The sequence below is a fragment of the Acinetobacter sp. YH12126 genome (assembly GCF_013418745.1).
Classification (GTDB): domain Bacteria; phylum Pseudomonadota; class Gammaproteobacteria; order Pseudomonadales; family Moraxellaceae; genus Acinetobacter; species Acinetobacter amyesii.
The window spans coordinates 68,337-86,413 of sequence record NZ_VPBM01000021.1; the positions used below are offsets into that span (position 1 = coordinate 68,337).

At 40.6% G+C, this 18,077-nt stretch carries 21 protein-coding genes; 11 read left to right on the plus strand and 10 right to left on the minus strand.

From position 1 onward, the window contains the following. Positions 1-68: 68 nt before the first annotated feature. Both wrbA and FTU62_RS14475 read left to right on the plus strand, forming a co-directional pair. Entirely contained in the window at positions 69-662 is a 594-nt protein-coding gene (gene wrbA / locus FTU62_RS14470) for an NAD(P)H:quinone oxidoreductase (protein ID WP_078192437.1), read from the plus strand. Between the two features lie 317 nt (positions 663-979). After that, positions 980-1,168 (plus strand): hypothetical protein, encoded by a 189-nt coding sequence (locus FTU62_RS14475; RefSeq protein ID WP_180103024.1) that lies wholly within the window; start codon positions 980-982, stop codon positions 1,166-1,168. A 108-nt stretch (positions 1,169-1,276) separates the two neighbouring features. On the opposite strand, the gene FTU62_RS14480 is transcribed toward FTU62_RS14475, so the two are convergent. The 4 genes from FTU62_RS14480 to FTU62_RS14495 form a co-directional block, all read right to left on the minus strand. Beyond that, positions 1,277-1,675, minus strand: coding sequence for a hypothetical protein (locus tag FTU62_RS14480; RefSeq protein WP_180049320.1), 399 nt, complete (start codon positions 1,673-1,675; stop codon positions 1,277-1,279). Positions 1,676-1,943: 268 nt separating this feature from the next. Further along, entirely contained in the window at positions 1,944-2,519 is a 576-nt protein-coding gene (locus FTU62_RS14485) for a xanthine phosphoribosyltransferase (RefSeq protein ID WP_078189246.1), read from the minus strand. Positions 2,520-2,610: 91 nt separating this feature from the next. Further along, entirely contained in the window at positions 2,611-3,324 is a 714-nt protein-coding gene (locus FTU62_RS14490; RefSeq protein ID WP_180010540.1) for a DUF3108 domain-containing protein, read from the minus strand. A 158-nt stretch (positions 3,325-3,482) separates the two neighbouring features. Next, positions 3,483-4,166, minus strand: coding sequence for a hypothetical protein (locus tag FTU62_RS14495; protein ID WP_180103025.1), 684 nt, complete (start codon positions 4,164-4,166; stop codon positions 3,483-3,485). Between the two features lie 258 nt (positions 4,167-4,424). On the opposite strand from FTU62_RS14495, the gene FTU62_RS14500 reads away from it, so the two are divergent. Further along, positions 4,425-5,282, plus strand: a complete 858-nt coding sequence (locus FTU62_RS14500; protein ID WP_218948631.1) for an energy transducer TonB — start codon at positions 4,425-4,427, stop codon at positions 5,280-5,282. Here FTU62_RS14500 and FTU62_RS14505 read toward each other — a convergent pair whose 3' ends face one another. The 4 genes from FTU62_RS14505 to miaB all read right to left on the minus strand — a co-directional run bounded on the left by FTU62_RS14505 (position 5,283) and on the right by miaB (position 8,716). After that, complete coding sequence (locus FTU62_RS14505) at positions 5,283-5,573, minus strand: antibiotic biosynthesis monooxygenase (RefSeq protein ID WP_111885943.1); 291 nt, start codon at positions 5,571-5,573, stop codon at positions 5,283-5,285. 63 nt (positions 5,574-5,636) lie between these two features. Beyond that, complete coding sequence (gene ybeY, locus FTU62_RS14510) at positions 5,637-6,119, minus strand: rRNA maturation RNase YbeY (RefSeq protein ID WP_078192431.1); 483 nt, start codon at positions 6,117-6,119, stop codon at positions 5,637-5,639. Between the two features lie 9 nt (positions 6,120-6,128). Beyond that, complete coding sequence (locus FTU62_RS14515) at positions 6,129-7,220, minus strand: PhoH family protein (protein ID WP_180103026.1); 1,092 nt, start codon at positions 7,218-7,220, stop codon at positions 6,129-6,131. Positions 7,221-7,258: 38 nt separating this feature from the next. Then, on the minus strand, positions 7,259-8,716 hold the full coding sequence (miaB, locus tag FTU62_RS14520) for a tRNA (N6-isopentenyl adenosine(37)-C2)-methylthiotransferase MiaB (RefSeq protein ID WP_180103027.1): 1,458 nt from the start codon (positions 8,714-8,716) through the stop codon (positions 7,259-7,261). 307 nt (positions 8,717-9,023) lie between these two features. On the opposite strand from miaB, the gene FTU62_RS14525 reads away from it, so the two are divergent. The 5 genes from FTU62_RS14525 to FTU62_RS14545 all read left to right on the plus strand — a co-directional run bounded on the left by FTU62_RS14525 (position 9,024) and on the right by FTU62_RS14545 (position 13,675). Then, positions 9,024-11,000 carry a lytic transglycosylase domain-containing protein gene (locus tag FTU62_RS14525; RefSeq protein WP_180103028.1) on the plus strand — a complete coding sequence of 659 codons (1,977 nt, stop codon included), beginning with the start codon at positions 9,024-9,026 and terminating at the stop codon, positions 10,998-11,000. A gap of 45 nt (positions 11,001-11,045) precedes the next feature. Continuing rightward, complete coding sequence (locus FTU62_RS14530) at positions 11,046-11,705, plus strand: ribonuclease I (protein ID WP_180103029.1); 660 nt, start codon at positions 11,046-11,048, stop codon at positions 11,703-11,705. A 170-nt stretch (positions 11,706-11,875) separates the two neighbouring features. Then, a complete protein-coding gene (locus tag FTU62_RS14535) occupies positions 11,876-12,862 on the plus strand; it encodes a malate dehydrogenase (RefSeq protein ID WP_180008396.1) in 987 nt (328 codons plus the stop codon). A 189-nt stretch (positions 12,863-13,051) separates the two neighbouring features. Continuing rightward, positions 13,052-13,312 (plus strand): DUF2789 family protein, encoded by a 261-nt coding sequence (locus FTU62_RS14540; protein ID WP_180103030.1) that lies wholly within the window; start codon positions 13,052-13,054, stop codon positions 13,310-13,312. 105 nt (positions 13,313-13,417) lie between these two features. Then, a complete protein-coding gene (locus tag FTU62_RS14545; RefSeq protein ID WP_078189234.1) occupies positions 13,418-13,675 on the plus strand; it encodes a DUF2789 family protein in 258 nt (85 codons plus the stop codon). Between the two features lie 51 nt (positions 13,676-13,726). On the opposite strand, the gene FTU62_RS14550 is transcribed toward FTU62_RS14545, so the two are convergent. Together FTU62_RS14550 and FTU62_RS14555 are read right to left on the minus strand one after the other, a co-directional pair. Next, on the minus strand, positions 13,727-14,254 hold the full coding sequence (locus FTU62_RS14550) for a hypothetical protein (RefSeq protein WP_180103031.1): 528 nt from the start codon (positions 14,252-14,254) through the stop codon (positions 13,727-13,729). Positions 14,255-14,325: 71 nt separating this feature from the next. After that, positions 14,326-14,928, minus strand: a complete 603-nt coding sequence (locus tag FTU62_RS14555) for a 2OG-Fe(II) oxygenase (protein ID WP_180103032.1) — start codon at positions 14,926-14,928, stop codon at positions 14,326-14,328. 114 nt (positions 14,929-15,042) lie between these two features. Here FTU62_RS14555 and FTU62_RS14560 point away from each other — a divergent pair, with 114 nt between their 5' ends. From FTU62_RS14560 to FTU62_RS14570, 3 genes are read left to right on the plus strand one after another with little or no spacing between them, the layout of a single operon-like run. Continuing rightward, positions 15,043-15,900 carry a 23S rRNA (adenine(2030)-N(6))-methyltransferase RlmJ gene (locus tag FTU62_RS14560; protein ID WP_078189232.1) on the plus strand — a complete coding sequence of 286 codons (858 nt, stop codon included), beginning with the start codon at positions 15,043-15,045 and terminating at the stop codon, positions 15,898-15,900. 41 nt (positions 15,901-15,941) lie between these two features. Further along, a complete protein-coding gene (gene pssA / locus FTU62_RS14565) occupies positions 15,942-16,766 on the plus strand; it encodes a CDP-diacylglycerol--serine O-phosphatidyltransferase (protein WP_078192422.1) in 825 nt (274 codons plus the stop codon). A 36-nt stretch (positions 16,767-16,802) separates the two neighbouring features. Further along, entirely contained in the window at positions 16,803-17,879 is a 1,077-nt protein-coding gene (locus FTU62_RS14570; protein WP_180103033.1) for a DUF6670 family protein, read from the plus strand. The last annotated feature ends 198 nt before the right edge of the window (positions 17,880-18,077 follow it).

The following is an 18,077-nucleotide window of genomic DNA, read 5'->3' on the forward strand; positions in this document are numbered from 1 at the left end:
ATCACTTAGCTTAACCAAAAAATAGGAAAAATACCGTATAGTTTTCTTTTTTCATTGAATTTATAAAAATGACGCAAGCTTATGTACTGGTGCTGTATTACAGCAAATATGGTTCAACACGTGAGATGGCACATTTGATTGCCAATGGAATTGAAGCTTCTGGGATGGCGGTAAAAATACGTACCGTTCCAAATTTATCCACCGTGGTGACTGACGTACAGCCCAGTATTCCTGCCGAAGGCGATATTTACTGTAGCTTAGATGACTTAGCGCATTGTTCAGGTTTAGCCCTTGGTTCACCGACACGTTTTGGCAATATGGCGTCGGAAATGAAATATTTCTGGGATCAAACCACAGCGCTTTGGCTCAATGGCGCATTGCATGGTAAACCTGCCTGTGTGTTTACCAGTTCAGGTTCAATGCATGGCGGACAGGAAAGTACTTTGCTGACCATGCTGCCGCCTTTGTTCCATCATGGAATGATGGTTATGGGTTTAAGTAATGCCCATCCTGCATTATCGAATACCAAAACGGGTGGTACGCCCTATGGTGCAAGCCATGTCAGTGGTCCGCGCCATGATCAGTCATTGAGTCAAGATGAGCGAAACTTATGTGAAGAGCAGGGTAAACGCCTAGGCGAAGTGGTCAAAAAGTTGATTTGATACTTACTTGTTCTAGGAAGTTACGCAGACTTTGTAGCGAACGAGCAAGAAAAGGTTTAAATATTGCACTTTTCTTGCTTTTTTACGTGTGATTTCTTTTATTTACGATATTGTATTTGCGCCCAAAAATATAAAAATAAATCTGTCGAACTATTCTTAAAATACCCAAAATAAGTGATATCAATAACATATTGAAAGTTTTTAAATACAGCCTGCTCAGTGATGGCCTTGAATCGATTTTTGCTGTCTTTTTGGGCGCGTTATTTTTATTTTTTGATTACATGATTTGTATTTAAATTTCTTCTTTGGGGTGTGTGATGTCTATTATTAATTTTCGAATGATTTTCCTGTGTTCCGTATTGGCTGCATCTTCCTTGTGTACGGCAATGCCAGTTTTGCACAGTATGGATTTCCCGCAAGAGAAAAAAGCTGAAGAAAAAGAATTTTTGGCGAAACAAGATCAAGTCAAAGCAGAATCAAAATCTTTAGCCGATGCTTCAAAATAGTCTATTAACCATGGTTTCGAATAGCATTTCAATAGACTAGAAATACATATTAGAAAAACAATAACCTATTAAAAAAGAGCGCTGATGCGCTCTTTTTTAATATCGAAATTAGTCTTGATCCGAAGTCTTTGCAGCGTCTTCAGGCTGTTGCTCAACTTCAAAGCGCTGTTTGCAATCTAAACATTGGTAGTCGAGAAAAATATTTTGATCGACGATCACGCCGGCTTTTTTACCAAAACGGTGTCCGAGAAAACCGCCTGTAATACCGACGCTAATTGCACCAACAAAAGTCCCGATGGTTCCGCCCATAATCACGCCAAGTGGGCCAGCAGTCACGCCACCAATCGCAGCACCAATAGATGCGCCAGATGCCGCACCACCGACAGTCCCTGCAGCAGTTCCTGCACCACTGAGTAAGACACCACCAATTTTTTGTAAGTTTTGTTCATGGTTACGCTTTTCAATATGGGTTGATCCACATTTTGGACATTTAACTGTCGTTTCCATGTTTTGATCTTCTGTATTCATAACTTTCCATAGCCTTAAAAAATAAAGTGGCCGAATTTATGGTGCAGCATAATGTAATTTGACAGATGAGTAGTTGACCCATTCGATCAAATGTGACGATTTTCCTGAATTTTATCGAGTTTTGCACACCGATGTTTTGTCTGCTTGTAACTAAGGCGTTAAAAAGTGCGCTTTATGTCACCTTAATGGCAAATTTTTAGCAAAAAAAAAGAACACCTGATGTGTTCTTTTTTCTTTTGAACCCAAACTAGTCACGTACAAATTCAACTGTACCATTCGCCAGCGATTTCACACGTGCCAATGATTCAACGCGATAGCCTTTTTCAAGCAAAATATCACGACCAGGTTGGAATGATTTTTCAATCACGATACCGATACCCAATACTTCAGCACTTGCTTGATGAATAAGATCTGCAAGACCTAAAGCCGCTTGACCATTGGCCAAAAAGTCATCAATCACTAAAACTTTATCTTCAGCATTGATGTGCTTTTTAGAAATCGCGATCGTGCTTTCAGTTTGTTTTGTGAAAGAAAACACTTTTGAGCGATACAAATCATCTTTTAAGGTTAAAGATTGATATTTACGTGCAAAAATCACAGGAACACCAAGTTCAAGACCAGCCATTACCGCAGGTGCAATACCTGATGCTTCAATCGTAATGATTTTTGTGATGCCAGCATCTTTAAAAAGACGGGCAAATTCTTGACCAATTTGTTGCATCATCACAGGGTCAATTTGGTGGTTCAGGAAAGAATCGACTTTCAGAACTTCTTCAGAGAGAACGATACCTTCAGCTAAGATTTTCTGTTCCAGAGCGTGCACGGGAGAATCCTCGAGGGGGCAGGTGCTTTTTAAAGCAAAAGCGTATTTTAAAAAGCACCGTGAAAAATGCAAGCGAAATTGATCAAATCAATTAATTTGTTGCACCTTTATAGCCCGTTAACAATAAACCGTAAGAGGTTTTATTGTCTTGGTGGGAAACTTTGACAGGTAGGTAATCTAGTTTTGGTGCTAACCAGAAGGTGGTTTGACGGCCAGGTTTGTCATGGCGCATCACGACTTTCACGGTGTCAAAAGTCCCGTAAGTGGTTTTCACTTTTTCAGTGCCTTGTTTCACGAACTTACGAGCTTCAACCTCTTTGGCATCGGCAATGTAGTAATTCGATTTCAAACCACCATTTTTTAAATCTTCACGAATTTGCAATTCAGCATTGAGTTCATCTAACACACCTGATTTCCACGCAAATGAACGCGCTTTATCATCTTTTTTGGTATTAATGGTTTTTGCGCCAGCATTAAAATTAATATTCATGGTGTTGTTGTGCACCAAAATTTTGCTGCTGCGGCTAAAGCTGTTCGAGTGAATTTGGCTGCCATTTAAACTAAAACGACTGGTTTCAGTTGCAGAGGCCATCGCACCAGCTTTTGCTGCGAAAACATAGGTCCAGTTATTCCCAGATTGTTTTAGTGTACGTGTTGCAGAACCCAAGTTTTTGCCGTTGTAATTAAACTGGTAGCTTGCTTGGAATGGACTCATGGCAAATGACTGACTTGAGAAACCAGTCAAAAGCAGTGTAGTCGATACCCCAGCAACAAGACCTAAATTTTTCAAAACTGAATGTGCCATAAGTATGGTTTTCCTATTCAATAGAAATGCGGTGGGCTAAACCACCTGATATGTTTATTATGCGGCTGGATTGTGGAGAATCACGTCACAAATCCGTGCCTAATGTATATATTGTGTAGCGTTTTTATAGGTTCAAGATGTCTAAGTACAGGATAAGTCTAGTTTTCCTTTTGCTTTATAGGCGTGACTTCATCGTCTTTTAAATTTGAGTCATCCCAGTCTTCTATCCGTTCTTGCGACATCTTGGTGAACAATGCGGTTAAATTAACATTACCAATCACCACCAATTCGGCCTCACGTAAAACAGCATGGTTGACATGGACTTTGCCCAGTGTGTCGATAATCGATCGACTTTTACCGAGCCAGCGATTCAGGTCTAAATACAGTAAATCATCTTTAACTTTGATCACATTGAGCTTTTCCAAAATCATACCCAATGGATCTTGGTTGAGTACTTTTTGATAGAACCATAACGCCATGCGCACGCCCATCTTATACAGAACATTTGGATACTTCGCTTCAATCACTTGTGTATCACTAATTTGTTCAAATACGATCAATTGCGTTTGTTTGTTGAGTTCCATCTGTACCAGTTTTAAATCAACAGAGAGTGTTATGATCAGCCCGTTATAATCCAATGTGGCATACAGTCGAAGCCAGTCATCATGCAGGTCAGCATGCAAGTCTTTGAGCATTTTCACATTATCGGTCACAAAGCGCTGAAATGTCGCATTTAAAAACACTTGAGACATTGGGAATTCACGCTCATCTTCAATAAATCCTTCAGCTTTTTGGTACACTTGGCGTATACGTTTAGCGATATTGGAAACTAGCGTTTGCATAAGAAGTGCATCCTGACAAATTATGTTTTTTAACGATGTTTATCTTGTCGATTTCTATAAAAACACAAGGTTTTGATCTTGCAGTTTAGCAAAATAAATTGCACCATTTTCATGATTTTAATTGTGCATTATCTATGTGTTGATGGATTTCTCGTTTTCATCAAAAAATGAATACGAGTTTTATTTTATACTGTTTTAAGCAGTTTGGGGAACGCGGCAAATTGTCGGTTTAATGTGATGCTGAAAAAAATAACGTTCATGCCCTTGATGAAAGAGTGGTGGAAAGATCCCATATTTGCAACTGCATTAGTGTTTGCTGCTGTGTTGCATTTGGCTTTTTTAACCATGCAATTTTCCATGCCCCAAGAGGCGGATTATAACACCAAAGAAATTGCAGTTTCTTTACGTTCTACGACGGAAAAAATTGAACATGCAGACTTTTTAGCACAAGCCGATCAGCAGGGCTCGGGGACATTCCGTGAGTCGCATCGTATGTCGAGTGACATGCCTGCACCGATGATCGAACAAAAAGCCGGTGAGCAAAAAAGTGAAGCTTTAGAACAACTGCAACAAAAGAAAGAACTCAGCTTTGAAGACAAAGTGTTGATGACAACCTTGAGTTGGCAAAAACAAGCGGAAGAAAACAGTCGTAAAAAAGCCGTTGAGGAGTTGAATAGTCAGTTTCAGGCCAAGGCTGCGATGGTGGCGAGTATTGAAGCTCAATATTTACAACGTCAGCAAAACTTTAGCCGTCAGCAAAAAATTAAAACCATTGATGGCATTCAAGCCAAGCAAGATGTTTCTGCTGCTTACATGGAAAAATTTCGCGAAAAAGTCGAATTTTACGGTAACCGTTATTATCCTGAAGCGGCAAAACAGCAACAGCTACGCGGTGAAGTACGTTTAATGGTTATTTTGAACAGTAATGGCGGGATTCGTGCCATTCGTTTGATCGAAAGTTCAGGTTCAAGCTTATTGGATGAAGCAGCAAAAACCTCTGTGCGTAAGGCGGCACCTTTTGGTTTGTTTGATGCCAAAATGAAAGACATCTCAGAACTTCGTATTGTGCGTACTTGGCGCTTTGATCCTGCAGAAGCAGAGTTTGAGGTGCGTTAATCAGTTGTGATTGCGTCGCAAAACTTCGCAGATTTCGACGCTAAAACTCGCATACCATTGGTTTTTCCCCAATTGCTGCGCGACCAGATGTTGTGCATCTTGTTGCCAAGCTCGAATGTCTTCTAATGTATTCCAGTAGGAAAGGGCGATTTCATGCTCACCCTCTGTCAGCGCTTCAAAATGTTGACAGTTAAAGTGTGTCAAGGCTTTGTCTCTAAGCTGCTGTGCAGTCGAAAAATACAGCTCATCAAGCGTACGAATGCGTGCTTTAAAAATCACGACATATTGCATATCTTTCCTTCCTTGTTTTTTATGACGATAAAAAAAGCGAGCCGGAGCTCGCTTTTTTGGTTCTTAATCTCTTTCCAGATAAGGGTTATCAAACCCTAATTTGGCTAAAATCTCGATCTCCAATGCTTCCATTTCTTCAGCATCTTCATCAGAGGTTTCATGGTCGTAACCCATGAGGTGCAACGTACCGTGTACCAGCATATGCGTAAAGTGGGTCAGGGGTGCTTTGCTTTGTTCTTGTGCTTCACGAAGAACCACAGGAATACAAATCACCAAGTCGCCAATCGGAAATGAGTCTAAAACTGCAGCCATTTCATCGGGGAGATCGCTCGGAAAAGACAACACATTAGTCGGTTTGTCTTTACCACGATATTCCAAGTTCAATTTGTGGCTTTCGTCATTGTCCACACATGCAATACCGATCTCACAATCACTTTGTGTATCGATATGACGTAAAGCCGTTTCCACGACTTTTTTGATATGCGCACGTTTCACCACCAATTCAGGTGACTGAAAATTTTGCTGCAAAGAGAGATTAAGTTTCAAAATGAATCCTTAAATGTTTTCGTCTTGATGCTGCCCATCAGCTTTAGCATCATTGTCCGCCACCAAGGCTTCCTGACGTGCTTTACGTTCCGCACGTTGTTCAGCTGTGAGGCGATGTTGTTCGCTGTCCCATCCCTCATAGGCTTCAACAATTTTTTGAACCAATTGATGACGTACCACGTCACGAGAGTGGAAGCGAGTAATATGAATTTCTTTAATTTTTTCAATCACACGTAAGGCATGTGCCAAACCAGATTGTTGACCACGAGGTAAATCGACCTGTGTAATGTCGCCCGTGATCACCGCTCGAGAACCAAAGCCTAAACGGGTGAGGAACATTTTCATCTGTTCAGGGGTAGTGTTCTGTGCTTCATCTAAAATCACAAAAGAATGATTTAAGGTACGACCACGCATGTAGGCGAGTGGTGCAACTTCAATCACTTGACGTTCAATCAGTTTTGCGACTTTTTCAAAACCCAGCATTTCATACAAAGCGTCGTAGAGAGGACGTAAGTAAGGGTCAATTTTTTGGCTCAAATCACCGGGTAAAAAACCCAGTTTTTCACCTGCTTCAACCGCAGGGCGAACCAATAAAATACGCTGAATTTCATTACGTTCTAGCATATCTACAGCAGCGGCGACCGCGAGATAAGTTTTACCTGTACCCGCTGGGCCGATACCAAATGAAATATCGCTTTGTAAAATACGCTGTACATAGCGTTTTTGATTGGCACCACGTGGATTGATCCGACCTTTACGGGTTTGTAGATAAACATTGTCTAAACCGGTATGCTCATTTTCAGAAAAATCTTCCTGAATTTCGCGGTCAGTCTGACTGCCTTGAATCATCATGTGTAAAATGTCCGCACTAATCTGTAGATTGGTTTCGGACTCTTCATAAAGACGGTGAAGGAGACTTTCGGCTCTCTCTACCGCATCGATTTCCCCATCGATAAAAAAAGCATCTGCACGATGAGAAATTTTGACATCTAAACGTTGTTCAATTTGTTTGAGATGACCGTTATAGGCACCGAGCATGCTTTGTAAACGGTCAAGTGGAATACCAGCAAAAGTTACAGTACGTCGAATCGCTGCAGTCAAGAGAATTCCTTTAAATTGGTCTGACGATTAAGCTTACATTACGCCACGTCAGGCTCAAGATTCAAGAGTTCACCGTAAACAAACTTCAAAGTTTTAATATCTGTCACTTCAATCTCTGCAAAACGCCCAACCCATGCAGGATCACCGATAAAGCTAACCAAACGTGTATTGTCTGCAGTACCAATCAGCAAGTTCGGATCTTTGTCTGAAACAGACTCAATCAAGACACGTTGAATGGTCCCTAGCATTGCATCAGTTTTATCGATACTGGATTGTTTAATCCATTGTTGAACTTTTGCAAGACGTTCTTTTTTCACATCTTCAGGGGTCGTGTCTTCAAGTTCTGAAGCAGGAGTACCCGGACGTTTTGAGTAGATGAAACTGTATGAATGATCGAAATCCATATCTTGGATAAATTGATAAGTTTCTTCGAAGTTTTCGTCAGTCTCACCCGGAAAGCCAATAATAAAGTCGCTAGATAAATGCATATCAGGGCGAACTTGACGTAATTTAGCAATTTTATCGATATATACATCAATCGTGTGGTTACGTTTCATGGCTTGTAGAACGTCATTCGAACCACTTTGAACTGGTAGATGCAAGTGAGAAACCATTTGCGGTAAGTCACGGTAGCATTGAATCAAGTCATCATTAAATTCAAGCGGGTGCGATGTGGTGTAACGAATACGTCCAATGCCCGGAATTTCGGCCACTAAACGTAATAAGTCTGCAAAGGTACAGATTTCCCCTTCAAAAGTTTCACCACGGTAGCCATTCACGTTTTGGCCGAGTAATGAAATTTCACGTACGCCTTTTTCAGCTAAAGTGGCAATTTCAGCCAATACGTCATCGAGTGGGCGAGAAACCTCTTCACCACGGGTATAAGGAACTACGCAGAATGAACAGTATTTAGAACAGCCTTCCATAATCGAGACAAAGGCTTTAAACCCTTCTACACGCGGTTCAGGTAAAAAGTCGAATTTTTCAATATCAGGGAATGAAATATCCACCAACTGAATTTTTTCTTTTTTGGGTTTGACCACTTGCTCAGTATGCTGATCAAGCATTTGTGGTAAACGGTGTAAGGTTTGCGGACCAAACACCATATCTACATACGGTGCGCGTTTTTGAATGTTGTCACCTTCCTGAGAAGCAACACAACCACCAACACCAATCACCAAGTCTGGATTTTTTTCTTTCAGTTTGCGCCAGCGACCTAACTCTGAAAATACTTTTTCTTGTGCTTTTTCACGAATAGAACAGGTATTCATCAGGAGAATATCCGCTTCTTTTGGATCGTTTGTCAGCACATAGCCGTGAGAATCACCTAAAAGGTCGCCCATACGTTGACTGTCATACTCATTCATCTGACACCCTTGCGTTTCGATGTACAGTTTTTTCACTGTTCCATCTTGAGCTGGGGTGTGCTGTGGCTGGGTAACAGTGTTATCTGGGGCAGCTTGGGCACTATTGGGGATGAAGGTTTGAACCGTCATGTAGGCTCCTAAAGGAATTTTATGAAAATCAATAACCATACGTGGCTGACAGACAATTCAATCAATTGAATTGTGCAGCTGCGGAGGTCAAAAAGGGGATTTTAAGAATGGGCAATATTTTAGCAGTAATTCACTAGAAACTTACAGCCTAAAATTACAACTCTGCCATATTGATTTATGAAGTAAAAATGTTTGAAAATTAATATTGGCTAATCATAAGGTTACATAACAGAACACAATGCAGAGTTTAGAATTATTAAACTAATTCCTAAACAAAGTTCGATGTGCTGTAACTGAGCAGAATGACATGAAAGAAGGCAAGTGGATGTTAAAACATAATTTTAAACAGAAAAATTACGCTAAATTACTTGCTTTGAGTGTCGGGCTCTCCGGAATTTCTGCGTTTGCCCAAGCCGCAGATGAGCAGTTTAACGATGCTTTACGTGCTGCGAATGCAGGCAATATTAGTTTATTACAACAATACCAATCATCCATGCAAAATGATGTTTTGGGCTATTATCCAGAATATTGGTTACTGAATAACAATTTGGCTTCACAACCTGCAAGTGCCATTATTAATTTTGCACAGCGCTATCCAAACTCGGCAATGGCAGAAAAATTAGCCGCAGATTATGTTGAAGAAAAAGTCAAACAAGCTGATTTCGCTACAGCACAGCCTGTCTTGCAATATGTGACTAATGCTGACCGTGCTGAAACATGTGCCATGGCTCAAGTCCGCGCAAAGTCGGGCGACCCTCTGGTTTACGCAGAATTTAAAGATGTATGGTTGACCACAAACTCACAACCTGATTCGTGTACGGGCTTGGGCCGTATGATGCTGTCGAGTCCTTTAATGACTCAAGATGACCGCCATCAACGGATGTGGGGACAGTTAAGAGCGGGTCAGTCAGGACAAGCGATTGCGACTGCGCAAACCATTGGCGTAAATATTAATTTGTCACAACTCAACACCATTCAAGCCAATCCACTGAATTATTTATGGTCTGCACCCAAAGCCACAGCTGAAGATCATGCATACCTGATTTATGCGATGGGTCGCTTGGCCGATAGCGACTTAAATGGTGCGATTTCTTCGGTGAAACGTGCAGCAGAAGGCACACCAGCCGATGTACAAAAAGCCCTATACCGTAGTGTCGGGTATATCGGTGGTACAACGGTAATGAAAAATAATTTCAACCGTGAAGTTCTAAATTATCTTGATTTGAGTTATGGACTGCCTTTTAGTGCAGAAGAAGCCGAGATTTATGCGCGACAAGCCATTCGTTTTGGCGCATGGGAAAGTGTCATTCGTGCAATTGATGCGATGAGCGTTTCGCAAAAGCAGGAAGACCGTTGGCAATATTGGTTAGCACGAGCATCTGAACAACGTGGCGATGCCTCATCTAAACATGCGGCAAAAGAAATTTATCGTAAGCTTGCCATTGGCGATGATTACCATAATTTGTTAGCACGTGACAAAATTGGTCAGTCTTATAACAATATTCCGTCAAATGTGCAGCCTTCGTCACAAGATGCGCAGCGTCTCAGTCAGGATATTCACTTCCGTCGTGCCTTTGCATTGCGCAATATTAATGCATCTGACAGCTATATTAACCGTGAATGGAACTGGGCAGTGCGTCAAGCCTACTTAAAGCATGATGATGGCATGATTCTTGCCGCAGCTAAACGTGCAACCGATATGGGGTGGTATGATCGGGCGATTTATGCAGCAGATCGAACCACTAAACAGCACAATTATGCTTTACGTTATGCTATGCCGCATCAAAATTACGTGGTGAGTCATAGTCGTAATGCAGGGATTGACCCAGCATGGGCTTATGGTTTGATGCGTCAAGAAAGTCGGTTTGTTACTAGCGCACGTTCACATGTCGGTGCTGGTGGTTTAATGCAAATTATGCCAGACACCGCAAAATTGGTGGCTCGTCAGATGGGGGAGAGTTATAACCCCGCTGCATTAACGGATATGAATACCAATATCCGTTATGGCACTTTCTATTTATCGATGATTCAACGTCAATTGAGTAATAGTCCAGTATTAGCGACTGCAGGCTACAATGCGGGTCCAAATCGTGCTCGACGCTGGCAGCCTGAGTATCAAGCGATTGCAGCGGACCAATATACGGAATCGATTCCATTAACGGAAACTCGAGACTATGTAAAACATGTGATGACCAATGCAACCCATTACGGCCTTTTATTGGGTCAGGGGCCGCAATCGATTGAAAAACGAATGCAAATGATTCCATTACGGAATGCGCAATAAGCATTGAAGCAACGCGCCTGTTTTGAGGCGCAATATGGGTAAATAATGAATGCCGAATTGAACATTAGACCTGTTTATCGAATACTGACATCACTGCTCATCGGCAGTGGTGCTGGCTTTGGTGTGTCTGTGCTTTCGGCAGCACCCGTGGTTAATGGCTATGTGATGGATGTGCAAATGGTGCCAGCTGTTTGCGCCTATGACCCTTTAAAAAGTAAAAAACGTAAATGTCTGGAAGGGTATTCACTCAATATCACGGGACTATATCCAGAAACTTCTACCCGTGATTGCACCACCAATAGTTCAGCTAAACTTTCTCCGTTGCAAGCCAAAGTGGTTGCACGGATTATGCCTGATGAAAATGCTCGTGTGGCGCTTTGGCACACTACCGGCGGCTGTGTCCCAATGAATGCCAGCCAGTATTTCAGAACCATTATTAATCATGCAGATAAGCTAAAAATTCCAGATGAATTGACTAGCCAAGAAACCCAATCCATTCAAGCCAATGTCTTGCGTAATAAAATGTTGCGTATGAACAGTGGATTGGTATCCCAAAGTATTGAATTTAACTGTATGCAAACCCGTGGTGGCAGTTTACTGACCGAGATTAAAATTTGCTATAAAAACAATGGGCAGTATAAAAGTTGCCCTACGACTATTGTCGGAAATTGTCCTGCAACTTTCATAATTAAAGGTTCTTTCTAAGCTTTTTTCGGCATTTTATTTATATTTCCTATCATACTTTTGTTGAAAAGCATTCTCTTTTACATGCAAGCGTCAAAAGATTGGAGTACAATCTTTGCCGTTTATGATTATTAAGATTAGATAGAACAGCTATTTAATCATTATGACCTTCCTCAATTGGAGATAATTACATGAAGCAAGCAGTTCGTGTTGCCGTTACTGGCGCAGCTGGTCAAATCGGTTATAGCTTATTATTCCGTATCGCAAGCGGTGAAATGTTGGGTAAAGACCAACCAGTTATCCTTCAATTATTAGAAATTCCAGTTGAGAAAGCTCAACAAGCGCTTAAAGGCGTAATGATGGAACTTGATGACTGCGCATTCCCTCTTTTAGAAGGTATGATCGGTACTGATGATCCTAAAGTTGCATTCAAAGATGCTGACTACGCTCTTCTTGTAGGTTCACGTCCACGTGGTCCTGGTATGGAACGTGCTGACCTTCTTAAAGTAAACGGTGAAATCTTCATCGGTCAAGGCCAAGCACTTAACGAAGTTGCTAGCCGTGACGTTAAAGTTCTTGTTGTAGGTAACCCTGCAAATACTAACGCTTACATCGCAATGAAATCTGCTCCAGATCTTCCAGCGAAAAACTTCACAGCAATGTTACGTCTTGACCACAACCGTGCGTTAACTCAACTTGCTCAAAAAGCGGGTGTTGCAGTTTCTGACATCGAAAACATGACAGTTTGGGGTAACCACTCTCCAACAATGTATGCTGACTACCGTTTTGCAAATGTAAACGGCGAAAGCTTAAAAGACAAAATCAACGATGCTGCTTGGAACAAAGACGTATTCCTTCCAACTGTTGGTAAACGTGGTGCTGCGATCATCGAAGCGCGTGGTCTTTCTTCTGCTGCTTCTGCTGCAAACGCTGCAATCGACCATATGCGCGATTGGGCTCTTGGCACAAACGGCAAATGGGTAACTATGGGTATTCCTTCTGACGGTTCTTATGGTATTCCTGAAGGCGTAATGTTCGGTTTCCCTGTAACAACTGAAAACGGCGAATACAAAATCGTTCAAGGTCTTGAAATCGACGAATTCAGCCGTGAACGTATCAACGTCACTCTAAACGAGCTTGAAGAAGAACGTGCAGCAGTTGCTGACATGGTTAAATAATTTAATTTTTTAAATTAAATTATAAAAAAAAGCACTCCATTTGGGGTGCTTTTTTATGGCCTGCGAAAAATACCAAGCTTAAGTTTTGAACAAAAAATAACACGTTGAGATGCTGTTGCAACTGACAAAGTCAAATAAACAGATAACTATAAAGATAGGAGAAATGTTATTGGCTTGAGGAGAACGGCAATGTTTGATCAACAACCGACGTTGGAACTATTTTTTGAACAATTGGGGTTGGATGCAACTCCGGAAGGCATCGATCAATTTATCGAAACGCATCAAATCACCATGGATGTTCCATTGCATGAAGCGCCATTTTGGACGAAGTCACAGCGTGACTTTATTATCAGTCATTGGAAAAAAGATGATGACTGGGCCATGGTGGTCGATATTTTAAATGAACAATTGCATACAGAACATAAGCTTTCCGGATCATGCAAAATCTAAATACAATTTGAAACAACAAACCTAGTTTTAACGCTAGGTTTTTTTATCGGCATCATATAAGTTAATTAAATAATAAATGACAGATTAGTTGATAAGGAGGGCGAGATGCTCAATCAAAATAAACCATCCTTAGCTTTATTGTTTTCTCAATTGGGGTTAGCCAGCAGTCCAGCTGCGATCGAGTTATACGTGCGTACGCATCAGCTTGCTGCAAGTGAAAATTTACATGATGCGCCGTTTTGGAATAAAGCGCAGCGTGATTTTCTAATCAGTCATTTAGTACAAGATGATGATTGGGCTATTTGGATTGATGAGCTGAATCAACAGTTGCATATGGATGCATATAAGCTGCAGCCAGCATAGATTTCATTTCTCCACAAATAAAAAAACACCTCCTCGGAGGTGTTTTTTTATTTAGTGCAATTTGCTTTGGCGTAATTCTGAAAACCAGTCTTCTTGGCGATAAGGATTAAATGCAGGATGCTCAAGTAAAGTGGTCAGTTTGAATTCTTGAGATTTGCAGTATTTATTTAACCAGTGGCGGGTTAACGCAGGTTCCTGTTTTACCGCAGAGGCATAGGCCAAGTAGAAGTAAATGTCGCCATGTTCAGCTTTTGACATCGGTTTCATAATCTGCTGGGTAATCAAGGCATAGCGCTGCTCTTGGGTGATTTCAAAAAATACCATATAGGCTTTGGCTAAATGTACAGACAAATTGATGTATAGCTCAATCGGCATTTCTTCAAATTCAATCCGGCTTTGCTCAAGTAGAACAATGGCTTCTTGCAGAAAATACACTTGTTCTTGATGGTTCTTACTTAAATTAACCAATTGCAGGCGTAAGTCTGCGCGCTCAAGAGCAAGTTCAGGGCTGTTGCCTTGTAGAAATAATTGATCGGTTTCGCCAATACGCTGAATAATTTTATGACTGTTTTGACGCATCGGGTACATCCTCATCTATGCATGACTCATATATGAGGATAGTTTAAGGGATTTAAAGGAGGAATCTCGAATTACCACATCGAGTTGTCATTACGTAGCCAAGCCGTAATCGATAAACGTTGATGTTTAGCTTCGAGTACCTCGTGTAATAGGTCACTTTGGAATAACGCAATGCGATTCGGTTTAGGTTCTAAAATATGCCAAACATCATTCTTATCTTGTAAGCGCAATTCACCGCCCCAGTCGGCTTGCCAATATTCATGCAAATAATAAACCGCTGAAATGACACGTCCATTTTTGCCTTGAGGATTATCTTTGTGTAGTGCATAAAACTCACCTGCGTTATAACAAGCAAAATGTGCTTCGATTTCGTGAATGTTAGAAAAAAATGCGCGATTAAATTGTTCTGATAAATGTTCTAAGGCTTGAACGTGTTCTTGTGCGACATCTAATGTGTCGTTAATCCATAAAATATGATCACTTCTAATTTTACTGATGACTCCATTTTGTACGGCTGCATCCCTAAATTTATTTAAATTTGACATACATTCTTCAACAAGTGCATGTATATATTCAGCAGGATAAGCGTCATCAATAATGCTAAACCCGTGTTGATCTAAATCATCGAGGATTTGATCAACCGGCCAAGACTTTGGGAGAAAGGCTGTTTCCATATACGATCCATAAAGTTGTGGAAAAAAAGGTGACGTATTCTAGAGCAAGAATAGCATCGGAATGAAACTATTTTTCATGCTAAAATGTCCGTTGATATTAGGAATTAAAGAAACATGAATTACCGTCACCATTTCCATGCAGGCAACTTTGCCGACGTGATGAAGCACGTTTTGCTGCTTCAGTTATTAAGTCGACTGAATGCAAAAGATAAACCTTATCGCTATGTAGATACACATGGTGGTGCAGGTAAATATGATCTTTCGACCTCTGAAGCACAGAAATCAGGTGAGTTTTTAAATGGTATTCATCGTTTAGTTAAGCTCGATGATTCAATTAAACGCAATGCGCCTGAAGGTGTTCAACAATATTTAAAAGTTGTTGAAAAAATGCGTGAAAACTTTGGTAAAGGCGCTTATCCAGGTTCTCCGTGGTTCGCACTTGAAGGCATGCGTGAAACTGATAAGGCAACGATTTTTGAAATGCAGCGCGATGTATTCCAACAATTGCGCCACAATATTTTTGATAAACGTGCAGGCTTGCATGAGCGTGATGCTTACGAAGGTTTACTGGGTGTAATTCCACCAAAAGAAAAACGTGGTTTGGTCATGATTGACCCACCTTACGAATTAGAACGTAAAGATTTTCCACAGCTTGTAGAATTGTTGGTAGCTGCTTATAAAAAATGGCCGACAGGCGTTTTTGCGGTATGGTATCCAATTAAAGACCGCGCGATGATTGAACGTTTTGAAAAGAAAATGTACAAAACTGGTATTCGTCGTCAGTTGGTTTGCGAAATTTGTGTGTGGCCTGATGACACTCCAGTTGGTTTGAATGGTTGTGGTTTATTGGTGATTAACCCACCTTGGAAATTCTCTGAAGATGCGGACGAAGCATTACAATGGTTGTTCCCACATCTTCGTATGAATGAAAATGGTGGTCATGCAGCCGTACGTTGGTTGGTTGGCGAATAATTTTAAACTTGAAAAAGAAAGGTCACAGTTAGGATCGAACAATGACAAATACAAATAAACCTGAGCGGGAAATTTCTTCAAAGGATGAAAATGCATTTGATGGCATTACATTTGAAGTTGAAGAAGAGGAGCATACCCATGAAGGGCATAAAGTGAAACGTCGTGGGATCTATCTGTGGCCAAACTTGATTACAACTGCAGCGTTGTTATCCGGCTTTTATTCAATAATTGCCAGTATGAATGGTGAGTTTCAACAAGCCATTTATGCCATTTTCCTTGCAGCATTATTTGATGGTTTGGATGGACGTGTCGCACGTGCTATCGGCGCACAAAGTCCTTTTGGTGAACAGTTTGACTCGTTGTCGGACTTGCTAGCATTTGGTGTTGCACCTGCCATTTTAATGTATAGCTGGAGTCTAAATGACTTAGGCCGTATTGGCCTGGCAGCATGTTTTGTTTACACAGCATGTGCAGCCTTCCGTTTGGCACGTTTTAACGTACAAATTGGGGTTGTCGATAAACGTTATTTTATTGGTGTTGCAAGTCCACTCGCAGCCGTTATGATTATTTCATTGGTATGGGTAGGTATGGATATCCCTGCGGTCTTCGACTTACGCGAAACAGGTATTCAGATTTTTAATGCGGTAGTGATTATTGCAGTGGGTCTATTGATGATCTCAAATGTAAAATACTATTCATTTAAAACTGTGGATCGTCGCCGTGTTCCATTTGCGGTGTTGCCAATCATAGTCTTCATTTTAGCTGCTGTAACGTATAATATTCCAATGGGTATTTTAATTATTTCAGTAATTTATGCATTGTCTGGCTTTGTCACAACCTTAATGGCAAAAAAGGCTGAAGCATGAGATAAAACATGAAATAAAAATGAAAAGGAGCTTGATATGCAGATATTTCAAGATTTCTTGGATCAATCAAGACGATTGAATCAAGCTCCAGATTTACAACATAAAAAAATAAATTTACATGCGCCGAATACGCCTTATCCTTCAGTCCATTATGGACTTTGTCTACCGAATCTTCCTGCGCCCTTACATTATCTTAACTTTATGAGTTGGCTTGGGCAGCCTCAGATTCCCGCTTTTCAAAATCCTGCGTCCATTCAACAAGACGAACTCAATACAGCCACAGTATTGACCAGTGTGAGCGGTCATATGGTTGGGCAATTACAATCATATTCCATCAAAGACGACTGTAGTCTGAGTGATACCGTCTTTAAATTTAGAGATAAAGAGCAGATTGGTTGGGATGGAGCGGTATTTCAAATCCATCGAGAAGATACTGAACTCAGTTTATATTTGTCCGTGCAAACTACCGATATTTCTTCGTGTTTAATTAAGTTGAGATTAGGTCTTGCTGAATATTGGTCGGTGATGTGCCAATGTGAAGGGCAAATCAAATTTCAGGGCCAGATGTATGATGTAAATCAGTTGGCGGTTTTGTCTTATGCACAAATACGCAAGTTTCCATATTTACCATTAGCGTTTTATACCCACCAGGTAATCAACCTCAGCCGACAGCGTCAAATCATCTTTATGCAAACGCGAGACCGTTATAACAATATTTTGAGTTCACGTTTATATCTAAGAGATTTAAATCAGCAGCAAGTGTTCATGGCGGATCAAGGCGTGTTCTTTAAAGTCATGCGCGTTTATCCTGTGGTTAAAACACCGAATTTGCAAAAAATGTATTTGCCACGTGAATTTGAATGGATTTACCAAAATGACAAAATGAAAATACATGTACAAGCGCAGAGTCGTGGAGATTTTAAATTTGGACTAGGGGCGGGCTATGCAGGAAGCTTTAACTATCAAATCAAAATCAACGACGAAATCGAGTGTGGAGAGGGTGGCTACTGTGAATATGTAGATTGTCGAGCTTTAAAATGGCAAGAAAAGAATGAAAAAGATAAATTAACGGACAAATATGGAAATATTGTCCCTTTTATGCTCAAAAAATAGTAAAAAAAACTTAATTTAGTAGAATAAATAAACAAACGTAATGAAAAATTAAAAATAAATGGAAAAGGGTGTTGCGTTGGATCAGAAATGCTGTAGAATGCACATCCATCGGCGGTGATGAAGATTAAAACTTCTGATAAAACAATGACTTGGTTGAATTGATTAAGTTGGGTTTTATTTGATAAGTTTAAAAATAAT